At 46.3% G+C, this 17,743-nt stretch carries 24 protein-coding genes and 1 pseudogene; 9 read left to right on the plus strand and 16 right to left on the minus strand.

Annotated elements, in window-relative coordinates:
- The first annotated feature begins 20 nt into the window (after positions 1 to 20).
- The 6 genes from RS881_RS50850 (at position 21) to RS881_RS50875 (ending at position 3,338) form a co-directional block, all read left to right on the plus strand.
- The gene (locus RS881_RS50850) at positions 21 to 824 is read left to right on the plus strand and encodes a triple tyrosine motif-containing protein (RefSeq protein WP_315817810.1); all 804 of its coding nucleotides are present in this window, start codon (positions 21 to 23) and stop codon (positions 822 to 824) included.
- A complete protein-coding gene (locus RS881_RS50855; protein WP_315817811.1) occupies positions 797 to 988 on the plus strand; it encodes a hypothetical protein in 192 nt (63 codons plus the stop codon). The genes RS881_RS50850 and RS881_RS50855 overlap by 28 nt, the downstream gene beginning before the upstream one ends.
- Positions 985 to 1,530, plus strand: a complete 546-nt coding sequence (locus RS881_RS50860) for a sensor histidine kinase (protein WP_315817812.1) — start codon at positions 985 to 987, stop codon at positions 1,528 to 1,530. The genes RS881_RS50855 and RS881_RS50860 overlap by 4 nt, the downstream gene beginning before the upstream one ends.
- A gap of 151 nt (positions 1,531 to 1,681) precedes the next feature.
- Entirely contained in the window at positions 1,682 to 2,026 is a 345-nt protein-coding gene (locus RS881_RS50865) for a LytR/AlgR family response regulator transcription factor (RefSeq protein WP_315817813.1), read from the plus strand.
- A 294-nt stretch (positions 2,027 to 2,320) separates the two neighbouring features.
- Positions 2,321 to 2,428 (plus strand): hypothetical protein, encoded by a 108-nt coding sequence (locus tag RS881_RS50870; protein ID WP_315817814.1) that lies wholly within the window; start codon positions 2,321 to 2,323, stop codon positions 2,426 to 2,428.
- 121 nt (positions 2,429 to 2,549) lie between these two features.
- On the plus strand, positions 2,550 to 3,338 hold the full coding sequence (locus tag RS881_RS50875; protein ID WP_315817815.1) for an alpha/beta hydrolase family protein: 789 nt from the start codon (positions 2,550 to 2,552) through the stop codon (positions 3,336 to 3,338).
- A 23-nt stretch (positions 3,339 to 3,361) separates the two neighbouring features.
- On the opposite strand, the gene RS881_RS50880 is transcribed toward RS881_RS50875, so the two are convergent.
- The 9 genes and pseudogenes from RS881_RS50880 to RS881_RS50920 all read right to left on the minus strand — a co-directional run.
- Positions 3,362 to 4,261 carry an FGGY-family carbohydrate kinase gene (locus RS881_RS50880; protein WP_315817816.1) on the minus strand — a complete coding sequence of 300 codons (900 nt, stop codon included), beginning with the start codon at positions 4,259 to 4,261 and terminating at the stop codon, positions 3,362 to 3,364.
- Positions 4,258 to 4,749, minus strand: a complete 492-nt coding sequence (locus RS881_RS50885) for an FGGY family carbohydrate kinase (protein WP_315824884.1) — start codon at positions 4,747 to 4,749, stop codon at positions 4,258 to 4,260. The genes RS881_RS50880 and RS881_RS50885 overlap by 4 nt, the downstream gene beginning before the upstream one ends.
- 69 nt (positions 4,750 to 4,818) lie before the next feature.
- Positions 4,819 to 5,529, minus strand: coding sequence for a hypothetical protein (locus RS881_RS50890; RefSeq protein ID WP_315817817.1), 711 nt, complete (start codon positions 5,527 to 5,529; stop codon positions 4,819 to 4,821).
- A gap of 187 nt (positions 5,530 to 5,716) precedes the next feature.
- Positions 5,717 to 6,070, minus strand: coding sequence for a hypothetical protein (locus tag RS881_RS50895; RefSeq protein ID WP_315817818.1), 354 nt, complete (start codon positions 6,068 to 6,070; stop codon positions 5,717 to 5,719).
- Between the two features lie 17 nt (positions 6,071 to 6,087).
- Positions 6,088 to 6,327 (minus strand): L-rhamnose mutarotase, encoded by a 240-nt coding sequence (locus RS881_RS50900; protein ID WP_315817819.1) that lies wholly within the window; start codon positions 6,325 to 6,327, stop codon positions 6,088 to 6,090.
- Positions 6,228 to 6,566: an L-rhamnose mutarotase gene (locus RS881_RS50905; protein WP_315817820.1), complete on the minus strand. Its 339-nt coding sequence runs from the start codon at positions 6,564 to 6,566 to the stop codon at positions 6,228 to 6,230. Before RS881_RS50905 ends, RS881_RS50900 begins: the two co-directional genes overlap by 100 nt.
- Positions 6,541 to 8,637, minus strand: coding sequence for a bifunctional aldolase/short-chain dehydrogenase (locus tag RS881_RS50910; RefSeq protein ID WP_315817821.1), 2,097 nt, complete (start codon positions 8,635 to 8,637; stop codon positions 6,541 to 6,543). Before RS881_RS50910 ends, RS881_RS50905 begins: the two co-directional genes overlap by 26 nt.
- A 23-nt stretch (positions 8,638 to 8,660) precedes the next feature.
- Entirely contained in the window at positions 8,661 to 8,864 is a 204-nt protein-coding gene (locus tag RS881_RS50915; RefSeq protein WP_350340043.1) for an L-rhamnose/proton symporter RhaT, read from the minus strand.
- A pseudogene (locus RS881_RS50920) lies at positions 8,854 to 9,737 on the minus strand (L-rhamnose/proton symporter RhaT); the annotation flags it as partial. The pseudogene RS881_RS50920 and the gene RS881_RS50915, both read right to left, overlap by 11 nt.
- A gap of 404 nt (positions 9,738 to 10,141) precedes the next feature.
- Here RS881_RS50920 and RS881_RS50930 point away from each other — a divergent pair.
- The 3 genes from RS881_RS50930 to RS881_RS50940 all read left to right on the plus strand — a co-directional run bounded on the left by RS881_RS50930 (position 10,142) and on the right by RS881_RS50940 (position 11,040).
- Positions 10,142 to 10,342, plus strand: a complete 201-nt coding sequence (locus RS881_RS50930; RefSeq protein WP_315817822.1) for a GntR family transcriptional regulator — start codon at positions 10,142 to 10,144, stop codon at positions 10,340 to 10,342.
- A 92-nt stretch (positions 10,343 to 10,434) separates the two neighbouring features.
- Complete coding sequence (locus RS881_RS50935) at positions 10,435 to 10,716, plus strand: hypothetical protein (protein ID WP_315817823.1); 282 nt, start codon at positions 10,435 to 10,437, stop codon at positions 10,714 to 10,716.
- A 99-nt stretch (positions 10,717 to 10,815) separates the two neighbouring features.
- Positions 10,816 to 11,040 (plus strand): substrate-binding domain-containing protein, encoded by a 225-nt coding sequence (locus RS881_RS50940; protein WP_315817824.1) that lies wholly within the window; start codon positions 10,816 to 10,818, stop codon positions 11,038 to 11,040.
- Positions 11,041 to 11,418: 378 nt separating this feature from the next.
- Here RS881_RS50940 and RS881_RS50945 read toward each other — a convergent pair whose 3' ends face one another.
- The 7 genes from RS881_RS50945 to RS881_RS50975 form a co-directional block, all read right to left on the minus strand.
- A complete protein-coding gene (locus RS881_RS50945; protein WP_315817825.1) occupies positions 11,419 to 12,108 on the minus strand; it encodes a SusD/RagB family nutrient-binding outer membrane lipoprotein in 690 nt (229 codons plus the stop codon).
- A complete protein-coding gene (locus RS881_RS50950) occupies positions 12,018 to 13,328 on the minus strand; it encodes a SusD/RagB family nutrient-binding outer membrane lipoprotein (protein ID WP_315817826.1) in 1,311 nt (436 codons plus the stop codon). Before RS881_RS50950 ends, RS881_RS50945 begins: the two co-directional genes overlap by 91 nt.
- 18 nt (positions 13,329 to 13,346) lie before the next feature.
- Positions 13,347 to 15,002, minus strand: a complete 1,656-nt coding sequence (locus RS881_RS50955; protein ID WP_315817827.1) for a SusC/RagA family TonB-linked outer membrane protein — start codon at positions 15,000 to 15,002, stop codon at positions 13,347 to 13,349.
- A complete protein-coding gene (locus RS881_RS50960) occupies positions 14,930 to 16,096 on the minus strand; it encodes a TonB-dependent receptor plug domain-containing protein (protein ID WP_315817828.1) in 1,167 nt (388 codons plus the stop codon). The genes RS881_RS50955 and RS881_RS50960 overlap by 73 nt, the downstream gene beginning before the upstream one ends.
- Entirely contained in the window at positions 16,072 to 16,362 is a 291-nt protein-coding gene (locus RS881_RS50965; protein ID WP_315824886.1) for a carboxypeptidase-like regulatory domain-containing protein, read from the minus strand. Before RS881_RS50965 ends, RS881_RS50960 begins: the two co-directional genes overlap by 25 nt.
- A 144-nt stretch (positions 16,363 to 16,506) precedes the next feature.
- Positions 16,507 to 17,223 carry an ROK family protein gene (locus RS881_RS50970; RefSeq protein ID WP_315824887.1) on the minus strand — a complete coding sequence of 239 codons (717 nt, stop codon included), beginning with the start codon at positions 17,221 to 17,223 and terminating at the stop codon, positions 16,507 to 16,509.
- Complete coding sequence (locus tag RS881_RS50975) at positions 17,217 to 17,717, minus strand: hypothetical protein (protein ID WP_315817829.1); 501 nt, start codon at positions 17,715 to 17,717, stop codon at positions 17,217 to 17,219. The genes RS881_RS50970 and RS881_RS50975 overlap by 7 nt, the downstream gene beginning before the upstream one ends.
- Positions 17,718 to 17,743 lie beyond the last annotated feature (26 nt).

The following is a 17,743-nucleotide window of genomic DNA, read 5'->3' on the forward strand; positions in this document are numbered from 1 at the left end:
CACCAATCAAAGTAGTGAATATGTTTGAAGACAGTCACCACAATATCTGGTTTGTACGTTTTAATGGGATCGGTGTTTACCAGGCGGCCAAAGACAGTATCATCAATTTCTTGTATACCCAAAACAAGGCTACGAGTTTTTCTTATGTCAACTTCTATGCTGAGGATAAAGCGGGCAGGGTATGGATGAGTACCAATGAGGGATGGCTGGGGTTTGCAAAGGTGGATTCATTGGAAAAAGGCGTGGTAGCCAAGATCTATTTACCCGATAAAAAGATAGAAGGCAGGGTATATTCGTTGGCTACCGACAAGGAAGGAAATGTGTGGGGGTATACCGATCAATTGCTTGTTCGCGTCAATGCCGCAGATACCAGTATTACCACCTTCAATTTTCAATATGGATTAAAGGAGGTCGACTTCTATAATTTCTCCTTCCTGCCATCGGGTGAAATGGTTTTTGGCGGACGCACTGATATTGTATTGGCGCACCCGGCCGCCTTTCAACGCAATGAAGAATTACCGGCCCCTTATATCAGCGAGATCCAGGTAATGAACCAACCTTATGTAATGCCCGCATTGTTCAGGGATACCGCTATTTCGCTGGCGTACAATCGTAATTTCTTTACGATCGAATTTTCGGCACAGGCATATACCCTCGCCAATGAAGTACGTTTCCGGTATCGCTTACGGGGCTTTGATGAATGGAAAGAAGCAACGGGCCGCCAAATGGTTAACTATACCAATGTGCCTCCTGGCGAATATACGTTTCAATTACAAGCAGCCAATAATGAGGGCGTATGGAACCCCAAATGCTGCAACTGGTAGTATATATCGCTACTCCCTGGTGGCAAACCTGGTGGTTCTATACCCTATCGTTTTTATTGATCGCAGGGTTTATATACTGGCTATACCGTTTCCGGATAAGACAGGTACGAAAGAAAGAACAATTGAAATCGCAGTATGAAAAAAACTGGCCAATGTGGAAATGAGCGCCCTACTGGCCCAGATGAACCCCCATTTCCTGTTCAACTGCCTGAACTCTATTGACAGTTATATTATTAAAAATGAATCGCGCAAGGCCTCCGAATACCTGAACAGCTTTGCACGGCTGATGCGGTTGATCTTACAGAACTCCCGTTCAAATTATATCAGTCTCAAGGACGAAGTAGAAACACTGGAACTATATCTTCAAATGGAAGGACTTCGGTTCAGGGACCAATTCCGGTATGAGATCAGGATCGTTACACAAACAGATACAGCCTCCATTGTAATTCCGCCCATGTTGATACAGCCCTATGTGGAGAATGCTATCTGGCATGGCCTGATGAATAAACATGATGGCACTGACCGGAAAGTGGAGCTGTTGATTGAAGAACGCGGCAATAACCTGTATTGCGTTATCCAGGACAATGGCATTGGACGTACCCAAGCCCAGGCCGTGCGATCACAAAAGATGTGTGGCAAAAAAGGTCCATGGGCATGCAGATCACGCGCGACCGCATGGAGATCATCAACAAATTGTACGATGTAAATACCTGTGTCACGATCACCGATCTCGTTGATGATACCGGCCATGTGGCGGGTACCAAGGTGGAGCTGGTAGTTCCGCTTTAGTGAGTAGGGGGAGGGATGACGCTCTATTATATCGAAACAAGGGATTCTTTATTCTAAAAGAATGTATTATGATAAAAGCAGTGATTATTGACGATGAGCACCACAGCATTGAAACGCTGAAGTGGAAGCTGGACAATTATTGTCCCGAGGTATCGGTAATAGCCTCTTTTGAAAAGCCCGCCGAGGGGGTGGCCTGGCTCAAATTGCACACGCCCGACCTCTTATTCCTCGACATTGAAATGCCCATGTTAAATGGTTTCGATGTACTGGAAGAACTGGGTAAGGAAATTGCATTTGATGTGATCTTCACTACCGCTTATGACAATTTTGGTATCCAGGCTGTGAAGTGCAGTGCACTGGATTACTTGTTAAAGCCTGTCCAGAACAAGGAGCTGAAAGAAGCCATAGAATAGCACCAGCGCAAATCCCAACGCAAAATACCCATTGAGCAGATGGATGCCTTACTCAGCAATGTGCAGGCCGAGAAAAAGGGAAGATGGGCCGCATAGCACTGGCGTCCAAAGAAAGTATTGAATTTGTAGACCCCAGGTGATCATTTGCTGTGAAGCCAACAGCAATTATACCACCGTGTACTTAACGGATAACCGGAAGAAAGTGATCTCCCGCATATTAAAAGATTTTGAAGATATGTTATCGCCCTACCATTTTTCCGGGCCCACAATTCTTACCTGGTCAACCTCAACCAGGTGCGCGAGTTTATCCGGGGAGATGGGGGTTACCTGGTGATGGAAAACAAAATGAAGATTCCCGTATCTAAAAACCGCCGGGAAGAATTAATGGATCTGTTGATGTAAAGGCAAGCCAGGCAATAGAGCAGTCAGGAAGTTAGTAGCAATGTATTATCCAAACCCAAGACAGGGTATCATTATGCAGGAAAGCAGTACGATACGAACAAAAGATGGCTGTACGATCGGAATGAAAGTCTTTATCCATGAGCCGGTTCAAGGTAAGGTCATCCTGATTGGCCCTTCGGCATTGACTACCCAAACGCATTACCAGGAATTGGCGGTATTTCTGCAATCACAGGGCTACCCAGTGATCACCTTTGATTACCGGGGCGTAGGAATATCGGCTCCCATTAGTCTGAAAGGGTTTAAAGCCAGGTTGCATCAATGGGCTATTCAAGATATTGATGCCGTGATCCGTTACGCCCGTAACCAGTACCCAGGACAGGAGATCGTTTATATTGGTCATGGCCTCGGCGGCGAAATGATTGGTTTATCGCCCGCCAGCCAATACATCAGCCGTCTTGTATTGGTGAATAGCTCTCTTACCTGTAAAAAACTATGGCCCTTCCGTAATAAGTTGCGTATATCATTCCTTAAGTCACTGGTGCGTACCTCCAGCGCCCTCTTTGGTTATTTCCCCGGCAGACATGTGGGCATATCCGCTAACCTTCCCAAAGGAGTGATGCACGAATGGCTCGACTGGTGCAGTAATGCCAATGGTCTCTTTGATCAATTCCCAGCCAATAATTACCGGAAGCTGGACATTCCTTTGCTGGCCTTTAGTTTTTCCGACGATTGGCGTTCTCCACGTAGGGCCGTACAGGAATTACTCCATTATTTTTCCGGCACACAGGTCACCTGGCATCATTTTAAACCTGCCGACCTGGGCCTTGCCAAAGTGGGTCACCTGGGACCTTTTGATAAAAAATGCCGTGATGGTTTGTGGAACTCCCTAACTGTATGGATAAGCCACTGAATGGTGAGATAGAACCGCCTTTACTAATGGGCGCCCTCCTTTTGTGCAGCGTATTTTTTTAACTCGATCAATTCTACAGGCGCCGGACGTTTATTCCAATAGGCATGTACAGCCATGGCGGCGCCTACTGCCGAAGCCTGGGCAATTGAAGCGGCAAATACTTCTACCTGCGGATAGGCCATTGCCAGCAATTGCATATAAATGGGATTACGGCCAAAACCTCCATCTACAAAGATCTTCTTGATTTCCCTGCTCATGACCAGGTTGGTAGAAGCCACCTGCTGTTCCATAATATCCATTAATAACTGGTGATAGGCTGCTTCATAGCTGGCAAAATCATGGAGTGACCTGGTGCCAAATGCAGATTGTTGTAAAAGCCGGGTTCCCCCAACCTCATGAGTTATTAAACCATCTCCTGCTACTTTATTCACCAAAGCTGGATTGAATGATACCGTTTTGTAATAATCAGGTGATACGCCAAAATGATCTGCTAGTTTTTTCACTTGCTGCTCATGCTCATACCCGGCAAATAAACGGGATGCCTTGACCGGCCTGGCCCTGTATTCCATATAACACAGGCAATCCTGCTGCAGCTCTTCGGCCAGCAGCCTTGATTGATTAAACGGATTGAGCGTAATACACCAGGTACCCGTAGAGATCAATACAAAGGGTTCACTGAAATTTGACAAGTAAGGGATGAGTGCTGCTGAACTATCATGCAGCCCTACCCCACTCAGTACCGGCTTGCCTGCCAGTGAAGCAGCGATCAATTGGTTGGAAGGAAAAATAGGGGCCAGTTTATCAATAACCCCTTCTCGGTATAACCACTCATGGTAATGGTTTTGTGAAAAATTCCACAGCCCCGTATGGCAACCTATACTCGTAATATCCGAATAGGTTTTTCCTGTAAGCAGGTAACTCATGTATTGGGGAGATGCAATGCATACCTGATCTTTTCAAACAGCCCTGGCCGCTCATGTTTTAACCAATACAATTGTAAGCCCGAATTAAGATGACCCAGGGCCGGTGAAGCCGTATGGATGGAGAAGGTGATCTCGCCGCCATATAGCTGGTACAATTTTTCTTGCAAGGACGCCGGGTAGGGCTTCAGGTAATTATACAAGGGAGTTACTGGCCTGCCTTCCGCATCAATGTGCACGAAGCTGGCGCCATAGGTAGAAAAGTTAACCGCCTTCAGATCAAACTCCCGCATGGCCAGTATTTCCTGCAACGATCGCTTTACCCATTGCGTCAATGCCTGGATATCTTCACAGGGATCGCCATCTTCATCCTTTATTTCAGCAAAAGGGGTAGACCTTTCCAACAACATATTGTATTCCTCATCAAAAAGGAAAAGCTTTTTGTTCGTTTTACCGATGTCGAAGATCGCTATAATGGAAATACTGTTCACCAATGAAGGTTAATTTTAGCTGTTAGCCTCGTTGCCTTTATGCCTTGTTGCCTTTTTACAATCCTGTCGCTACTGTTTTCTGTCCACGGTCTTTAATAAGCTGTTCACGCACTTTGGCTGTACGATAAAAGAAAGCGGTGCGAGGGCTCCACCAGCCTGTAAACGCGCCTCTGCCACCAGTGGCCGCACATCCGTACGGTAAGCCTGTTGCAATATTTCCTGCGCCTTTGCTACATCATTATTGTCCTGCGCCGATTGCAATGCTTTATTATCCACCAGCAGCGCCTGCGCATAAGCTATTTTGATGGCCTCTACCGATTGCAGCAGGTCTTCCAGCGGGTCTTTTACGTTGTGCGAGGCATCGATCATCCAGCCAAGGTCATTGGCATGGTTCATCGACCGCGCATCCATACCCTCTACCAATTCATTAAAGATGAGGAACAACTGATAAGGATTGATGCTGCCCACCGTAAGATCATCATCACCATATTTGGAATCATTGAAATGGAATCCGCCCAGCTTGCCCTCCGCCAACAACAGCGCTACGATCTGCTCTATATTGGCATTGGGTAAGTGGTGACCGAGATCCACCAGCGTATATGCCTTGGGGCCTAGTTTAGTAGCATACAACAAGGATTGTCCCCAATCGCCCACAGTCATGGAATAGAAATTGGGTTCAAACGCTTTGTATTCTACAAACATTTTCCAATCGGCAGGCAGGGCTGTATAGATCTCTTGCAATCCTTCCAGCGTACGCTGGAAAGCTTTCCGGAAGTTCAACTGACCAGGAAAGCTAGAACCATCCGAAAGCCATACTGTGATGGAATTGAGCCCAACTCCACTCCGTGTTTGATGACCTCAATATTGTGTTTGATGGCCTGCTGGCGCACAGCTTTGTCTACGTGTTGCAACGAGCCGAACTTATAACTGTTTTGCTGACCTGGTTGGTCCTGAAAAGTATTGGAATTCATGGCATCGAAACGAAGGCTATGCTGTGCAGCCAATGTTTTGATGGCTTGTGCATTTTGCGGTACATCCCAGGGAATATGCAGGGAAATAGCGCCCCCGATTGATTGAGGCTGTGCAGTAAACCCACATCTTCAATTTTCTCTTCCAGGTTACGGGGTTCACCACCACCGGAGAATCGGCCAAAACGGGTACCGCCCGTACCCAGGGCCCAACTGGGAATGGCCACCTGGAAATCAATTAATTGCTGGATAACGGTTTTTATAAGGGGAATATCGGCAGCAATAAAATCGTATTTCCGTTTATGCTGAGCGAGCAGATCATTGTTATGGCCTTCAATCAGATACTTATCCACTTGCATGTTCAATCGTTTTATGGTAGGTAAAATACTTCTTTTAGAGGAATACTGATGGGCGAATTATCGTCATTGGTTTCCATAATGTCTTTCATATAGGCCCACCACCTTTGCATAACGGGGTGAGCAGGCAAATCGTCCAGCGCTTTTGGGTCATTTACGGTGAGCACCCCAAATAAACTATGCGTGCTGTCATCCAAAAGATGGAGTACCCGCTGATACCTGTTTGTTTCAACAGTTCCTGCAGTTCCGGCCAAATGACCTCATGCCGTTTGAGGTATTCTTCTTCAAAACCTTTATAAAGCGTCATTTTGAAAGCAACGCGGGTCATGGAGTAAATTTTAGTCCGGAAGTCGGAAAGTCCGAAAGTCCGGAAGAATATTATCTGATATTCAAGAATGCTTACTAAATGTTCATCTTTCCGACTTCCCGTCTTTCGGTCTTCCGGACTTACCGCACAAACGCCATTGCTACTCCCCATCCACATTGAGCACATTGCCGGTTGATTTGTTCAGCAGACCGCCTACAAATACAAAGCATGCATTGGCAATATCTTCCGGTAAGATGATCTCATTGAGCAAGGTACGTTTGGCATAGAAGGCTGGCAGTTCTTCCACCTTTATACCATAAGCTTTGGCCCGTCCTTCGGCCCAGGCGCCTTCCCATATTTTACTATCTGATATCACCGCATCCGGGTTTACTACGTTGACGCGAATATTGTCCTTACCCAATTCGGCAGCATTTAGCCGGCTCAGGTGCAGCTGTGCCGCCTTGGCCGAACCATAACCCGCATTGTTGGGGCCAGATACCAGCGCGTTCTTACTCACAATATTCAATACATCACCGCCAAGCCCCTGCTGACGCATAATGTTTACACCGGCTTGGGTTACGAAGAACTGTCCTTTTACCAGTACATCGTACAGCAGGTCCCAGTCTTTATCCGTATGTTCTTCAATAGGTTTTGAAATAGAAAGCCCGGCACAATTCACCACAATATCAACCCCGCCAAAAGCCAGCGCTGCTATAATGTACGCATTTTCAATATCGGCGTCATGGGTTACATCCAGTACCGCTGTACTGAACACATCCTTACCATATTTCTTTTGGAATTCCTCTTTCGCTCCTTCCAGCCTTTGCCCATCATTGTCGTTAATGATCACACAGGCCCCTTCATCGGCAAATTTCTGGGCGATGGCTTTACCAATACCTCCGGCACTGCCTGTTATCAACGCAATTTTTCCCGATAAAGCTTTGGGCTTGGGCATCCTTTGTAGCTTGGCTTCTTCCAGTAGCCAGTATTCAATATTGAAGGCTTCCTGCCGGGGCAGGGACGTATAAGAAGAGATCGCTTCAGCGCCACGCATTACATTGATGGCATTGGTATAAAACTCGGCCGCTACACGGGCCGTTTGTTTGTCTTTGGCAAACGTGAACATACCTACCCCGGGATACAAGATCACCACCGGATTGGGGTCGCGCATGGCCGGACTATTGGGATGCTTGCAGGTAGTATAATAGTCGGCATACATGGTACGGTATGCCTCAAAGGGCGCAGCCAGCTGTGCTTTGAGGGAATCGGCATTGGTCAGATCCGCTTCCGGTTTCAGGTCCAATACCAGTGGACTGATCTTAGTACGCAAAAAGTGATCGGGACAACTCGTACCCAGGGGTGCCAGCCGGTCCAGGTCACTGGAGTTAATGAACTGCAATACCCGCTCATCATCGGTAAAGTGCCCCACCATCCGGGTATGGCTTGAACAGAACCCACGCAATACTGGAGCCAGCAGCGCAGCCTGTTTAAGGCGATCCTCTTTCTTCAGCGATTGTATTATAGCGCCACCAAAGATGGCTTCTTTCTTTGTTTTTGACTCAATGTATTCTGCACAACGCTCTATCACCTCCAGCGTATTGATATAACTTTCATAAGCCGTATCGCCCCAGGTGAAAAGACCGTGTGAACCAAACATAATGCCCTTGATACCCGGATTTTCATCCAGGCATTGCCTCAGCTTTAGGCCAAGATCGAAACCCGGACGTTGCCACTCCACCCAGCCGATAGCCCCTTTGAAAAGCTCTTGCGTAATGCGCTTGCCATCTTTGGCAGCAGCAATAGCAATGGCAGCATCCGGATGCAGGTGATCAATATGTTTAAAGGGCAGGAAACCATGCAATGGCGTATCAATGGAAGGCGCTTTAGAAGCCAGGTCAAAAATGCAATGATTGAACAGTTCTACCATTTCATCCTCGTGCTCAATACCACGGTATACATTGGTGAGGCTGCGCAGCCGCTCTACATACAATGCTGCCAGGCCGCTTTTCTTAAGTGTGCCAATATCGCCACCAGAACCTTTGATCCACATTACTTCCGTTTCTTTACCCGTAAGCGGGTCTTTGGAAATTACTTTGCAAGAGGTATTACCACCACCATAATTGGTAAGCCGCAGATCGGCGCCAAGGAGATTAGAACGATAGATCAACAAAGCCACTTCATCACCGGCCAGGGTGGCCGCTGTAGCTTCATTCCACAGGTAACTGACATGCTTAAATGTTGATGTAGTAACAGACATTTTCAAATATTTAATTCAATTAATTACGGTTTGAGGTAATTACCATAGCCTACAATAAGTACGGAAGCCAGGATAACCAGGATGCCGGCAATGATGGTATTCTTTGTATGGCGGCTCACACCTTTCCATTCGTTGAGCGCCAGGCCCCAGGCATTGGCAATGAGTATGATAAAGGCCATGTGCAATATCCACGAGCTGGCGCCATTGCCCAGCTTGCTTTCGCCCATGCCATAAAAAAAGAACTGCAGAAACCAGGTAGTACCAGCCAGCGCCGAGAATAAATAGTTTTTTGGCCAGCGGCGCTTGTTTATTGTTATAGTCTTTAAAGGTCTTGTTTCGTGCATTGAGGATCATACACCAGATCAGGTTGGTGGTGAGGCCTCCCCATAATAACACCACATAGATGACATTGTTACGATAAAGAAACTCCCCTTCACCTGGATGAGCGGCTTTCCAGGCTTCATTGGCCACCTTGGCCATGGGCGTTCCGGCTTCCAACCCAAAACTAAAACAGGCACTGAGTACCCCCGAAATAATGGCTACCAGCAATCCCAGCCCCAGCTTAAATTCCTGGTTGGCTCCTTTTGTTTTGCCAGCCAGGTCTTTATCCTTCATGGCCCCCGCTTTGCCGCAAATGATGATACCAATCACACACACCAATAAACCCAATAAAACCATTTGGCCCCAGCGTTGTGAAAACAGGACCGTAATCGTATCCTTACCCTCTTCCGGAAAAAGGTCATAATAAACTGATGGAATGAGCGCACCGAAAATGGAACACAATCCCAGGATGATGGAACTGCCGAGCGATACCCCCAGGTATCGAACCCCCAGCCCATAGGTAAGCCCCCAACACCCCAGAGGATACCCATGATATAGGTCCATTTGAGCACTGAAAAATCGGTTGAGCTAATAATGCTGCCAAAACCGGGAATGGTTAGATAAGCAGCCAGTGGTGGAACAATGAACCAGGAGAACAGGCCGCCAATGATCCAATAACTTTCCCAGGCCCAGCCTTTTACTTTTTTAAAGGGTATGTAGAAACTTCCTGATGCAAAACCTCCTAGAAAGTGAAATATAACGCCTAAAATAGCTCCCATGAGTGTAAAGTTTTTTCAATATGGCCTGGCAAGAATGATAAAAATGTGATTAAAAGTAGACGGATTCAGTTAGTCCGCCATCATGTACCATCATGGGTGTAAATGATTAGTGGCGAGTGGTTAGTGGGGGCTGATGGCTTCAAACTGTGAGTCGCGAGCTTTGAGCAAATACAGTGGGGAGAGCAGAGTTAGTGGTGAATGGTCCTGAAAGCTTTCGGGAGCAAGTGCCGACTCATGATCTCCTCATTTTTTTGTAGGTTTGACAATTAACAACTTAACGAATGCCCCTGTGATGAAAAAAACCGCCGATCTATCAACACCTCTATATTGATTACCATTCTGCCACCCCCAAGTACCTGCAACTGGCCAATTCCATTGTAAAAGCCATTGCCGATGGAAAGATCGTGAAAGATGAGATACTCCCTTCCATCAACGAACTGAGCTTTGAATTTGAGATATCCCGCGATACCGCCGAAAAAGGTTATAAGCACCTCAAAAAAATTGGCGTATTAGGATCAGTACCCGGTAAAGGTTTTTGTGAAGACAACCGAAGTAAACCACCAGCTGAAGGTATTCCTGCTGTTCAACAAACTAAGCCCCCATAAAAGATCGTTTATGATGCCTTTGTAGCGGCACTGGGTGAAATGGCCAGTGTGGATTTCTATATCTATAACAATGACTTTGCTTTTTCAAAAAATTGTTGGAGAATAAGAAGGATGATTATACCCATTATGTCATTATCCCCCATTTTATGGAAGGCGGTGAAAATGCACATGAGATCATCAACATCATCGACAAGAGCAAACTGATCCTGCTCGATAAGTTGGTAGCCGGTGTAGGTGGTGAGTATGGCGCCGTGTATGAGAATTTTGAGAAAGATATTTACAATGCCCTCGAACAGGCCTTGCAGCAACTAAGCAAGTATGATACTCTAAAGATCATTTTCCCCGCTTATACCTATTTCCCCAGGAGATACTAAAGGTTTTACCGTTTTTGCAATCAATACGCTTTTAATTATAAGGTAGTACATAATATAGAAGACGAACCCATCCAGGAAGGCGAAGCCTATATTAACCTCATGGAGAACGACCTGGTAACCCTGATAGAACGGATACTGGCCACCAAACTAAAGGTGGGCAAGCAAGTGGGTGTGATCTCTTATAATGAAACCCCTCTGAAGAAGATCATCCTGAATGGCATCACAACCATCTCCAGTGATTTCCAGATGATGGGCGAAAAGGCTGCACAGCTAATCCTGGAACGGAGTACAGAACATATTGCTATCCCTTTTACCTCACCTTAAGAGCATCTTTGTAAGCGATTTTTTTTTGTATTTTTAATTATACTACAAGGGCAGCTAAATGCAGTCTCTCCGATTAATTTACAAGCTTCCTTATCGCGCGTACCTTCAGCGACCTCATAGCGGGGTTATACCGTCCTTATAGTGACCATACAGCGATATTTCCTGCTCGTTCCTTCCTATTTCCCCCTGTTATCTCCATAGTAAGTCCATATAAGATATGGGGCCTGGCATAAAGTACATCCCTCGGCCACTACTTCTTCGCAGAAAAGTGGTTAATCAATTCATTATCAACAAAAGATACTTATTCCCTCCCTCAACGAAAAGGGCCGGCCCAAAAGGACCAGCCCGTATATATCTCTGAAGTGATTAAAAACGTTACTAATTTTTCTTAGCCCACCATAGCGGCGTACGCACATTATCAACTCCTCCCAGGAATTCCAACGCCTGAGCATAACCTTTACTGTTGGTATTTTTCAACGAAGATGGGTAAGCCAGCCTTTGCGGGAAAAACTTCACATTGCTGGTGGCATAATTACCGCTAGTCAGATCGGGCAGGTTAGGAAGTGGATTTTCGATGGTAGGGTTCTCGATAAATGGCAGTCCAAGCCTTCGGAAATCATTCCAGCCTTCCAGTGGAGTCCATGGCATTTGAGCAATGTATTTCTGTGTAATTACCTTAGTAAGCAGGTCATTTCTTACAGCGCCACTTTTATACAGGTTGTTCACCGGGTAAGCGATGGTAGCATTGCCCGCAGCATTCGTATAACCATCTACAAAGGTCATGCTATAAGTAGCAGGTGGCTCTGCTACGTGATTCCAGCTAACCGAAGTTCCTGTTCTGCCGTAATCAGTAGAAGCCTTATATGCCGTTCCAAAATTACCTACACCCCAATAATCGAGGTTTAATTGAATACCTGTTTCATAGGCATCTTTGCCGGTAATAGGTACAGTCCATCCTCTTACAGCCGCTTCGGCAATCAGGAAATAAGTTTCCCATGGAGCAAAGAAGATACGCTTGGCCGTACTACCCTGAATTTCAAAGAAAGGCGAGGAGCTGCGCCAGGCCATCCGCGCCATTGGTTGCGGGTACCCTTTACACCCCAGTCGCCACCATTCGTACCATTCCAGGTAAACTTACCTTCCAGTTCCCGTACTACCGTATTGGTAGCACTCATCAGATTACGCTTGGTCGTTTCCCAGGCAGCCTGGTCATAAGAAGGATATTTGGTAAAGTCGGCATTAGTAAAATCACCTGGCAGCGGAAAAGCTTTATACGCCCGAGGGTCAATCGTATTGGGCAAACCATCCATCCAGTAACCGGCATAAGGCTCATTATTCATTGTAGAGAAATGGTCTATAAGTTTCAACCCGGCATAGTTAGCGGGTTTGATCATGGACTGCATCGAAGCAGGTACCAGATCCGCACTCTTGACACCACCGAGCCCCGTGAAGATATTCTCCATGGTGGTAGAGAGTATCTGTGAATTCCATTCACGGCTCATTACACCTGTAAGCGCATCCCAGCCCGATTTCTCCTGTACCTGGAAGGCATGGTCCATACTGGTGATGAGGTCGCCGGTTACAGCTGCTTCAAATTCTGATTTTGCTTTCGCGGCATCAACTTCCGACAAGCGCATCGCAAGGCGCAAACGCATGGAATTGGCATACCTTTTCCATTTAGCCCAATTGTATCCAAAAGCAGGGTCCAGCTTATCCAGACCGGCAGCATTTACTATTGCCAGGTCAAGCTTGGACGAAGCATCCTTCAATTCATCCAGCAGGAAATAATACACATCCTTCACGGAAGAGAATTGTGGATTCACACCCTGGAAGCCATTCAACGGCATAGGTCCAAAATTATCACTCAACTCACTCATCAGGTAAGCGCGCCAGATGCGTGCCGCCTGTTTGAGATTGCCTGTATACGGTTTGATAGTGTTGGCAGCGATCTTTTCATCAGCTACCTGTATCGCCGTATTGGCATGGTTAAGCCATTCGGAAATATAACGGTAATAATCCGTGCTCCATCCATCATCCGGTGTGCCCGAAGAAATACCGCCACCATGTTGCTGGTGACCCGCCGTTTTCCAGTACAATACAAATACACGCTCCGCAATATGCGGATCCATTTGTGCCGAAACAATTGAATTATTCAGGAAATATTCCACCTGTACCTGATCGGCACTGGCGTCCTTAGGGCTCATATTGATCTCTTCAAATTTCTTACAGGAAGCCAGCAATGCGATGGCAGATAGCAGCAATCCTGATTTTATTGTAAGCTTTTTCATTGTAATGCAGTTTGAAATTTAGAATGTAAGGCTCAGGTTGAACAATACAGTACGCGTAGTGGGCGGGCTTACGTTTTCGAAACCAACCGCATTGGAACCTGTAGCAAATACTGATTCAGGATCCAGGCCACGCATATGGCTGGAAATAAGCCAAACATTATTGCAGGATACACCGATCCGCGCACGTTGAATAGGCGTTTTAGAAAGTATTTTCAAAGGCAGGTCATAGTTGAGTTGGATATTACGGATGCGTACATTAGAGGCATCGTACATATTCAACTCAGTAATGCCTGCATTGCCCAGGTTGGTTACCTGGCTCCAGTATTGCTGAGGCGTTACAGTAGCCGTATTCTTCTTATATCCAGTACCATCAACTACTACACCATCCACGGCAAAAGGTGCCCTGTCGCCATTAACTACAGTAACCGCAGCACTTCCCGCTCTTTGCATTCCCACTTGTGTGGCCGAGAAGATCTTACCACCAAAACGTGCATCCACCAATACACCCAGCGTAAAGCCTTTGTAGCCAAATGTGTTCGTAACACCCAGCAAGCCCGTAGCCTGTTGGTTGCCCAGCCGCTGATTTTGAGGTCCGGCCTGCGGCAGGCCTGTACCCGAAAGGATCAGTTGACCATAATATTCACTCTTTGTATCCGTTACACGCAGGAAAGTACTTCCATAGATCTCACCATACAATTCACCCTTTACCGCCTGTATACTCACCGCATCAAAACCACCCAATTGGTATTTTCCCACACTGTCCATATCAGATATCTCTTTCACCAGGTTCCTGTTGCGGGAAAAGTTAGCAGAGAGGTTCCAGGTAAAGCCACCGGGATTGTTCAGGATCCGTGCATCCAACATCACCTCAAAACCACTGTTCTGAATATCACCCGCATTGATCTTCCGGGCAGTATAACCACTCATCGGGTCCATCGGCAGGTTGATCAGCTGGCGCGTAGCATTGGATTTGTAATAGCTAAAGTCAAGACCAATCCGGTTATCTAAGAAGCGGAGTTCAGCACCCAGTTCACTGGATTTGATCAACTCACTTCTTACATTCTTATCAAACCGGGTAGCTTTTCTGGCTGCTACGGTATTTAGATTGGGGTCATTACTGATGCTATAAGTATTATACAACTGGTAAGGCGCCATATCATTACCCACAGTAGCATAAGAAGCACGCAGCTTTCCATAAGTGATCCAGGAAGGCAACTGCTTGAATGATTCTGTGAACACATAAGAAAGGCTTACAGAAGGATAGAAATAAGACCGGTTGTCAGGATGCAGTGCAGAAGACCAATCATTACGGAAGGTAGCATCCAGGAACAGGAAACCGTCCCAGTTCACACCTACAGTACCGTATACGGAATTGATCCGGCGTTCGCTGTAGTCATCCGTAATACCAGGCGTACCTGTTCCATTAGTAGCAGAGAATAGATTGGGCACTTTCAGTTCACCCGCATTTACGCCTACATTGGATGATTTTTGCTGCATCAGGTTACCGCCCACAGTAGCTGTACCGCCCAACTTGCCAAACAAATTGTCTTTCTGAGCAGTGATCAGCGTACTATAGTTGAATTCAGAATAGGTTTGTTTGCCTACATTAAACCGGCCTGTAGTCGTAAGCGGGCTGCCGGAATATATTCTACTATTGTAATTAGTAGTATACATATCTGCGCCCCCTTTACCTCAGCATTGAGCCAGGAAGTGAAATTGTATTTCAATGAACCCGTCATAATAAAACGGTCACGCACATCATTATTCAGGTTGTACCGCGTATTCCAATAAGGGTTTACACGGTTACTTCCATCATACCAGATCATTGCTCCAAACTGATTCACCGGAGGATCAAATTGTGTTACATCCAGTGAAATTGGCAGGTTGTACAACATAGCCGCATAGTTGCTTGCATTCAAGCCCGCCACGGGCCTGTTTCTGGCATTGGCATTGGAATACTGGATCTTGGTATCCGTGGTCCACTTATTGTCTTTTCCAAACTTGCTTACCGCACGGGCAGTCAGGTTTAGGCGCGTCAACTTTGTACCTGGTATCATACTCTTATCGTTCAGGTAATTCAAAGAAGTATATACTGAGGTATTATTGATCTGCTGCTGAAAAGAAATGTTGTGGTTTTGAGTGAGGCCATTCTCATAAAAACTTTTCACGTTATCAAAAGCCTGCATTTGCTCACTTTGTCCTTTCCAGTTGGTCACTGTTTGTCCGGTGATCTTAGGTCCCCAGCTATTTGTAGCAGTAGGATTAAAAGCACCATCTAACCCCATACCAAAAGTGGTTTGGCGATCGGGGTGGGTGAAGATGCTTTCTACACCCAGCGAGGAAGACACCTGGATACCGAGGCCATTCTGCTTACGGCCGGTTTTGGTAGAGATCAGTATCACACCATTACCCGCACGGCTACCATACAGGGCGGCAGCAGAAGCGCCTTTCAATACAGAAATGGATTCGATATCACCGGCATTAATATCTGCCAGGCCATTACCCATATCCAGACCGGGGTTGAAATAATCGTTGTTTGTAGCACCTACAAAATTGTCAATAGGAACACCATCCACTACGATCAATGGTTGGTTCAGGCCTGTCAGTGAAGTATTACCTCTCAGGTTGATCTTGGAAGAACCTGCAGGGCCCGTACTGGATCGGATCACCTGCAAGCCTGCTACCACACCCGTTAAGGCATTGGTGAGGTTGGGCTCGCGTGCATCCAGCAAGGTAGTACCTTTTACTTCTTGTACTGCATATCCCAATGATTTTTCTGACGCTTAATACCAAGGGCCGTTACAACTACCTCATTCAGATCTGCAGCAGTAGGCTGAATAACAAGATACAATGAGGAGGAAGTACTTGCTGGTGCTTCCAGCGCTTTGAAACCTATGGACGTAATCACCAGGGTGGCGCCTGATGCTACCTGCAGACGAAATGCACCTTCTCCATCGGATAGGGTTTGATTCGTCGTTCCTTTTTCTACTACCGTAGCAGAGGCTACCGGGTTTCCACGGGGGTCTCTAAGAATGCCCGATACCCATTTTTTTCCTGTGCGCTTACGTTGAGGCTACACAGGGCCGCAAAGCATAATAGCAGCGACAGGCAAAGCATTTTTTTCATTGCAGTTTGTTTTGTTTTGTTTACTAATTAGAAAGGGGTCACGCCCTATTGTTCAGACAAAAAGAGCTCTTGTTTTTTTCCGGTTCATGGAAATGGTATCAAAATGTTCCATCACCAGGGCTGCAGCACCCAGGTGTTCAGCATGATAGCCAAGCGGCGAGATCACGATCTCAATGTTCTCTGCTATTTTAGGGATACAGTGTTCATTAAGAGCCTGCTGCACAGGCGCCAGCCAAAGCCGGCCTGCCAGGGCGCCCCTACCGCTCAGCACGATCAATTCCGGATTCAAAATGTGGATAAGGATGGCAACACCACGACCAATATGGTAAGCAGCCTGCGACAATAATTCTACTGCATACTTATCGCCCTTTACGGCGGCTTCCATAATGACTTTACTGGTGTCTTCAATATGTATAGGAGAAAGGTTCTTTAGGATGGAGGTTCTTCCTTCATTCAAACCATTAATGGCTTTTTCAGCGATCACCTGCAGGGAAGCTTCTGTTTCCAGGCAACCCATTTTACCACAGTTGCAAATTTTATTATTGGTGAATAAAGGAATATGGCTAAACTCTCCGGCAAAGCCATTTTGCCCTCTGAACAGGCTACCATTCAATATCATTCCCAGTCCAATACCCCAGCTGATGTTGATCACCATGGCATTCTGCCGGCGGCGTGCCGCCCCCAACTTCCATTCGGCAAGGGCTATTAAACTGGAATCATTATCGATTAATACCGGTAGGTTAGTAACTGATTCGATATAGTTTATGATACTTTCCTGTGCTGTATGTAAAAAGAGTGATTGATGCCTTTATGGCCATCTACAAATCCCGGCATGCCGATACCGATACCTGCAATTTTATCCCGGGGAATGGCCGACCTTAGAATAAACTGGCTGAGATGTTGGCCCAGTTCCTGCAATGCGTGGGGATTGCCCTGAAGTGATAACTCAATCCGCTCTACCCTGTCTACTACCTGGTTGGTCATATCTAATATGCCAATATGCGTAATGTACTGGTCCATGGCCACCGATATCACATACATGATACCTGATGGTAATGAATAGATTTGTGGACGACGCCCTCCTGTAGAATTGGCATGGCCTGATTCCTGCACAATCCCCTCCTCTACCAACTCATTGAGTGCACGGGCAGTATGGGGCAGACTTTTATCGGTTAAAACACTCAATTCGGCACATGACAGCTTCTCGTTGAAATATAAGTGCTTGATTAACGACTTTTTATATAGGGTCTGTTTCTCGGACACTTGTTAAAATTTTAATCAGGCAATCA

The organism is Paraflavitalea speifideaquila (assembly GCF_032395985.1).
Taxonomy (GTDB): Bacteria; Bacteroidota; Bacteroidia; order Chitinophagales; family Chitinophagaceae; genus Paraflavitalea; species Paraflavitalea speifideaquila.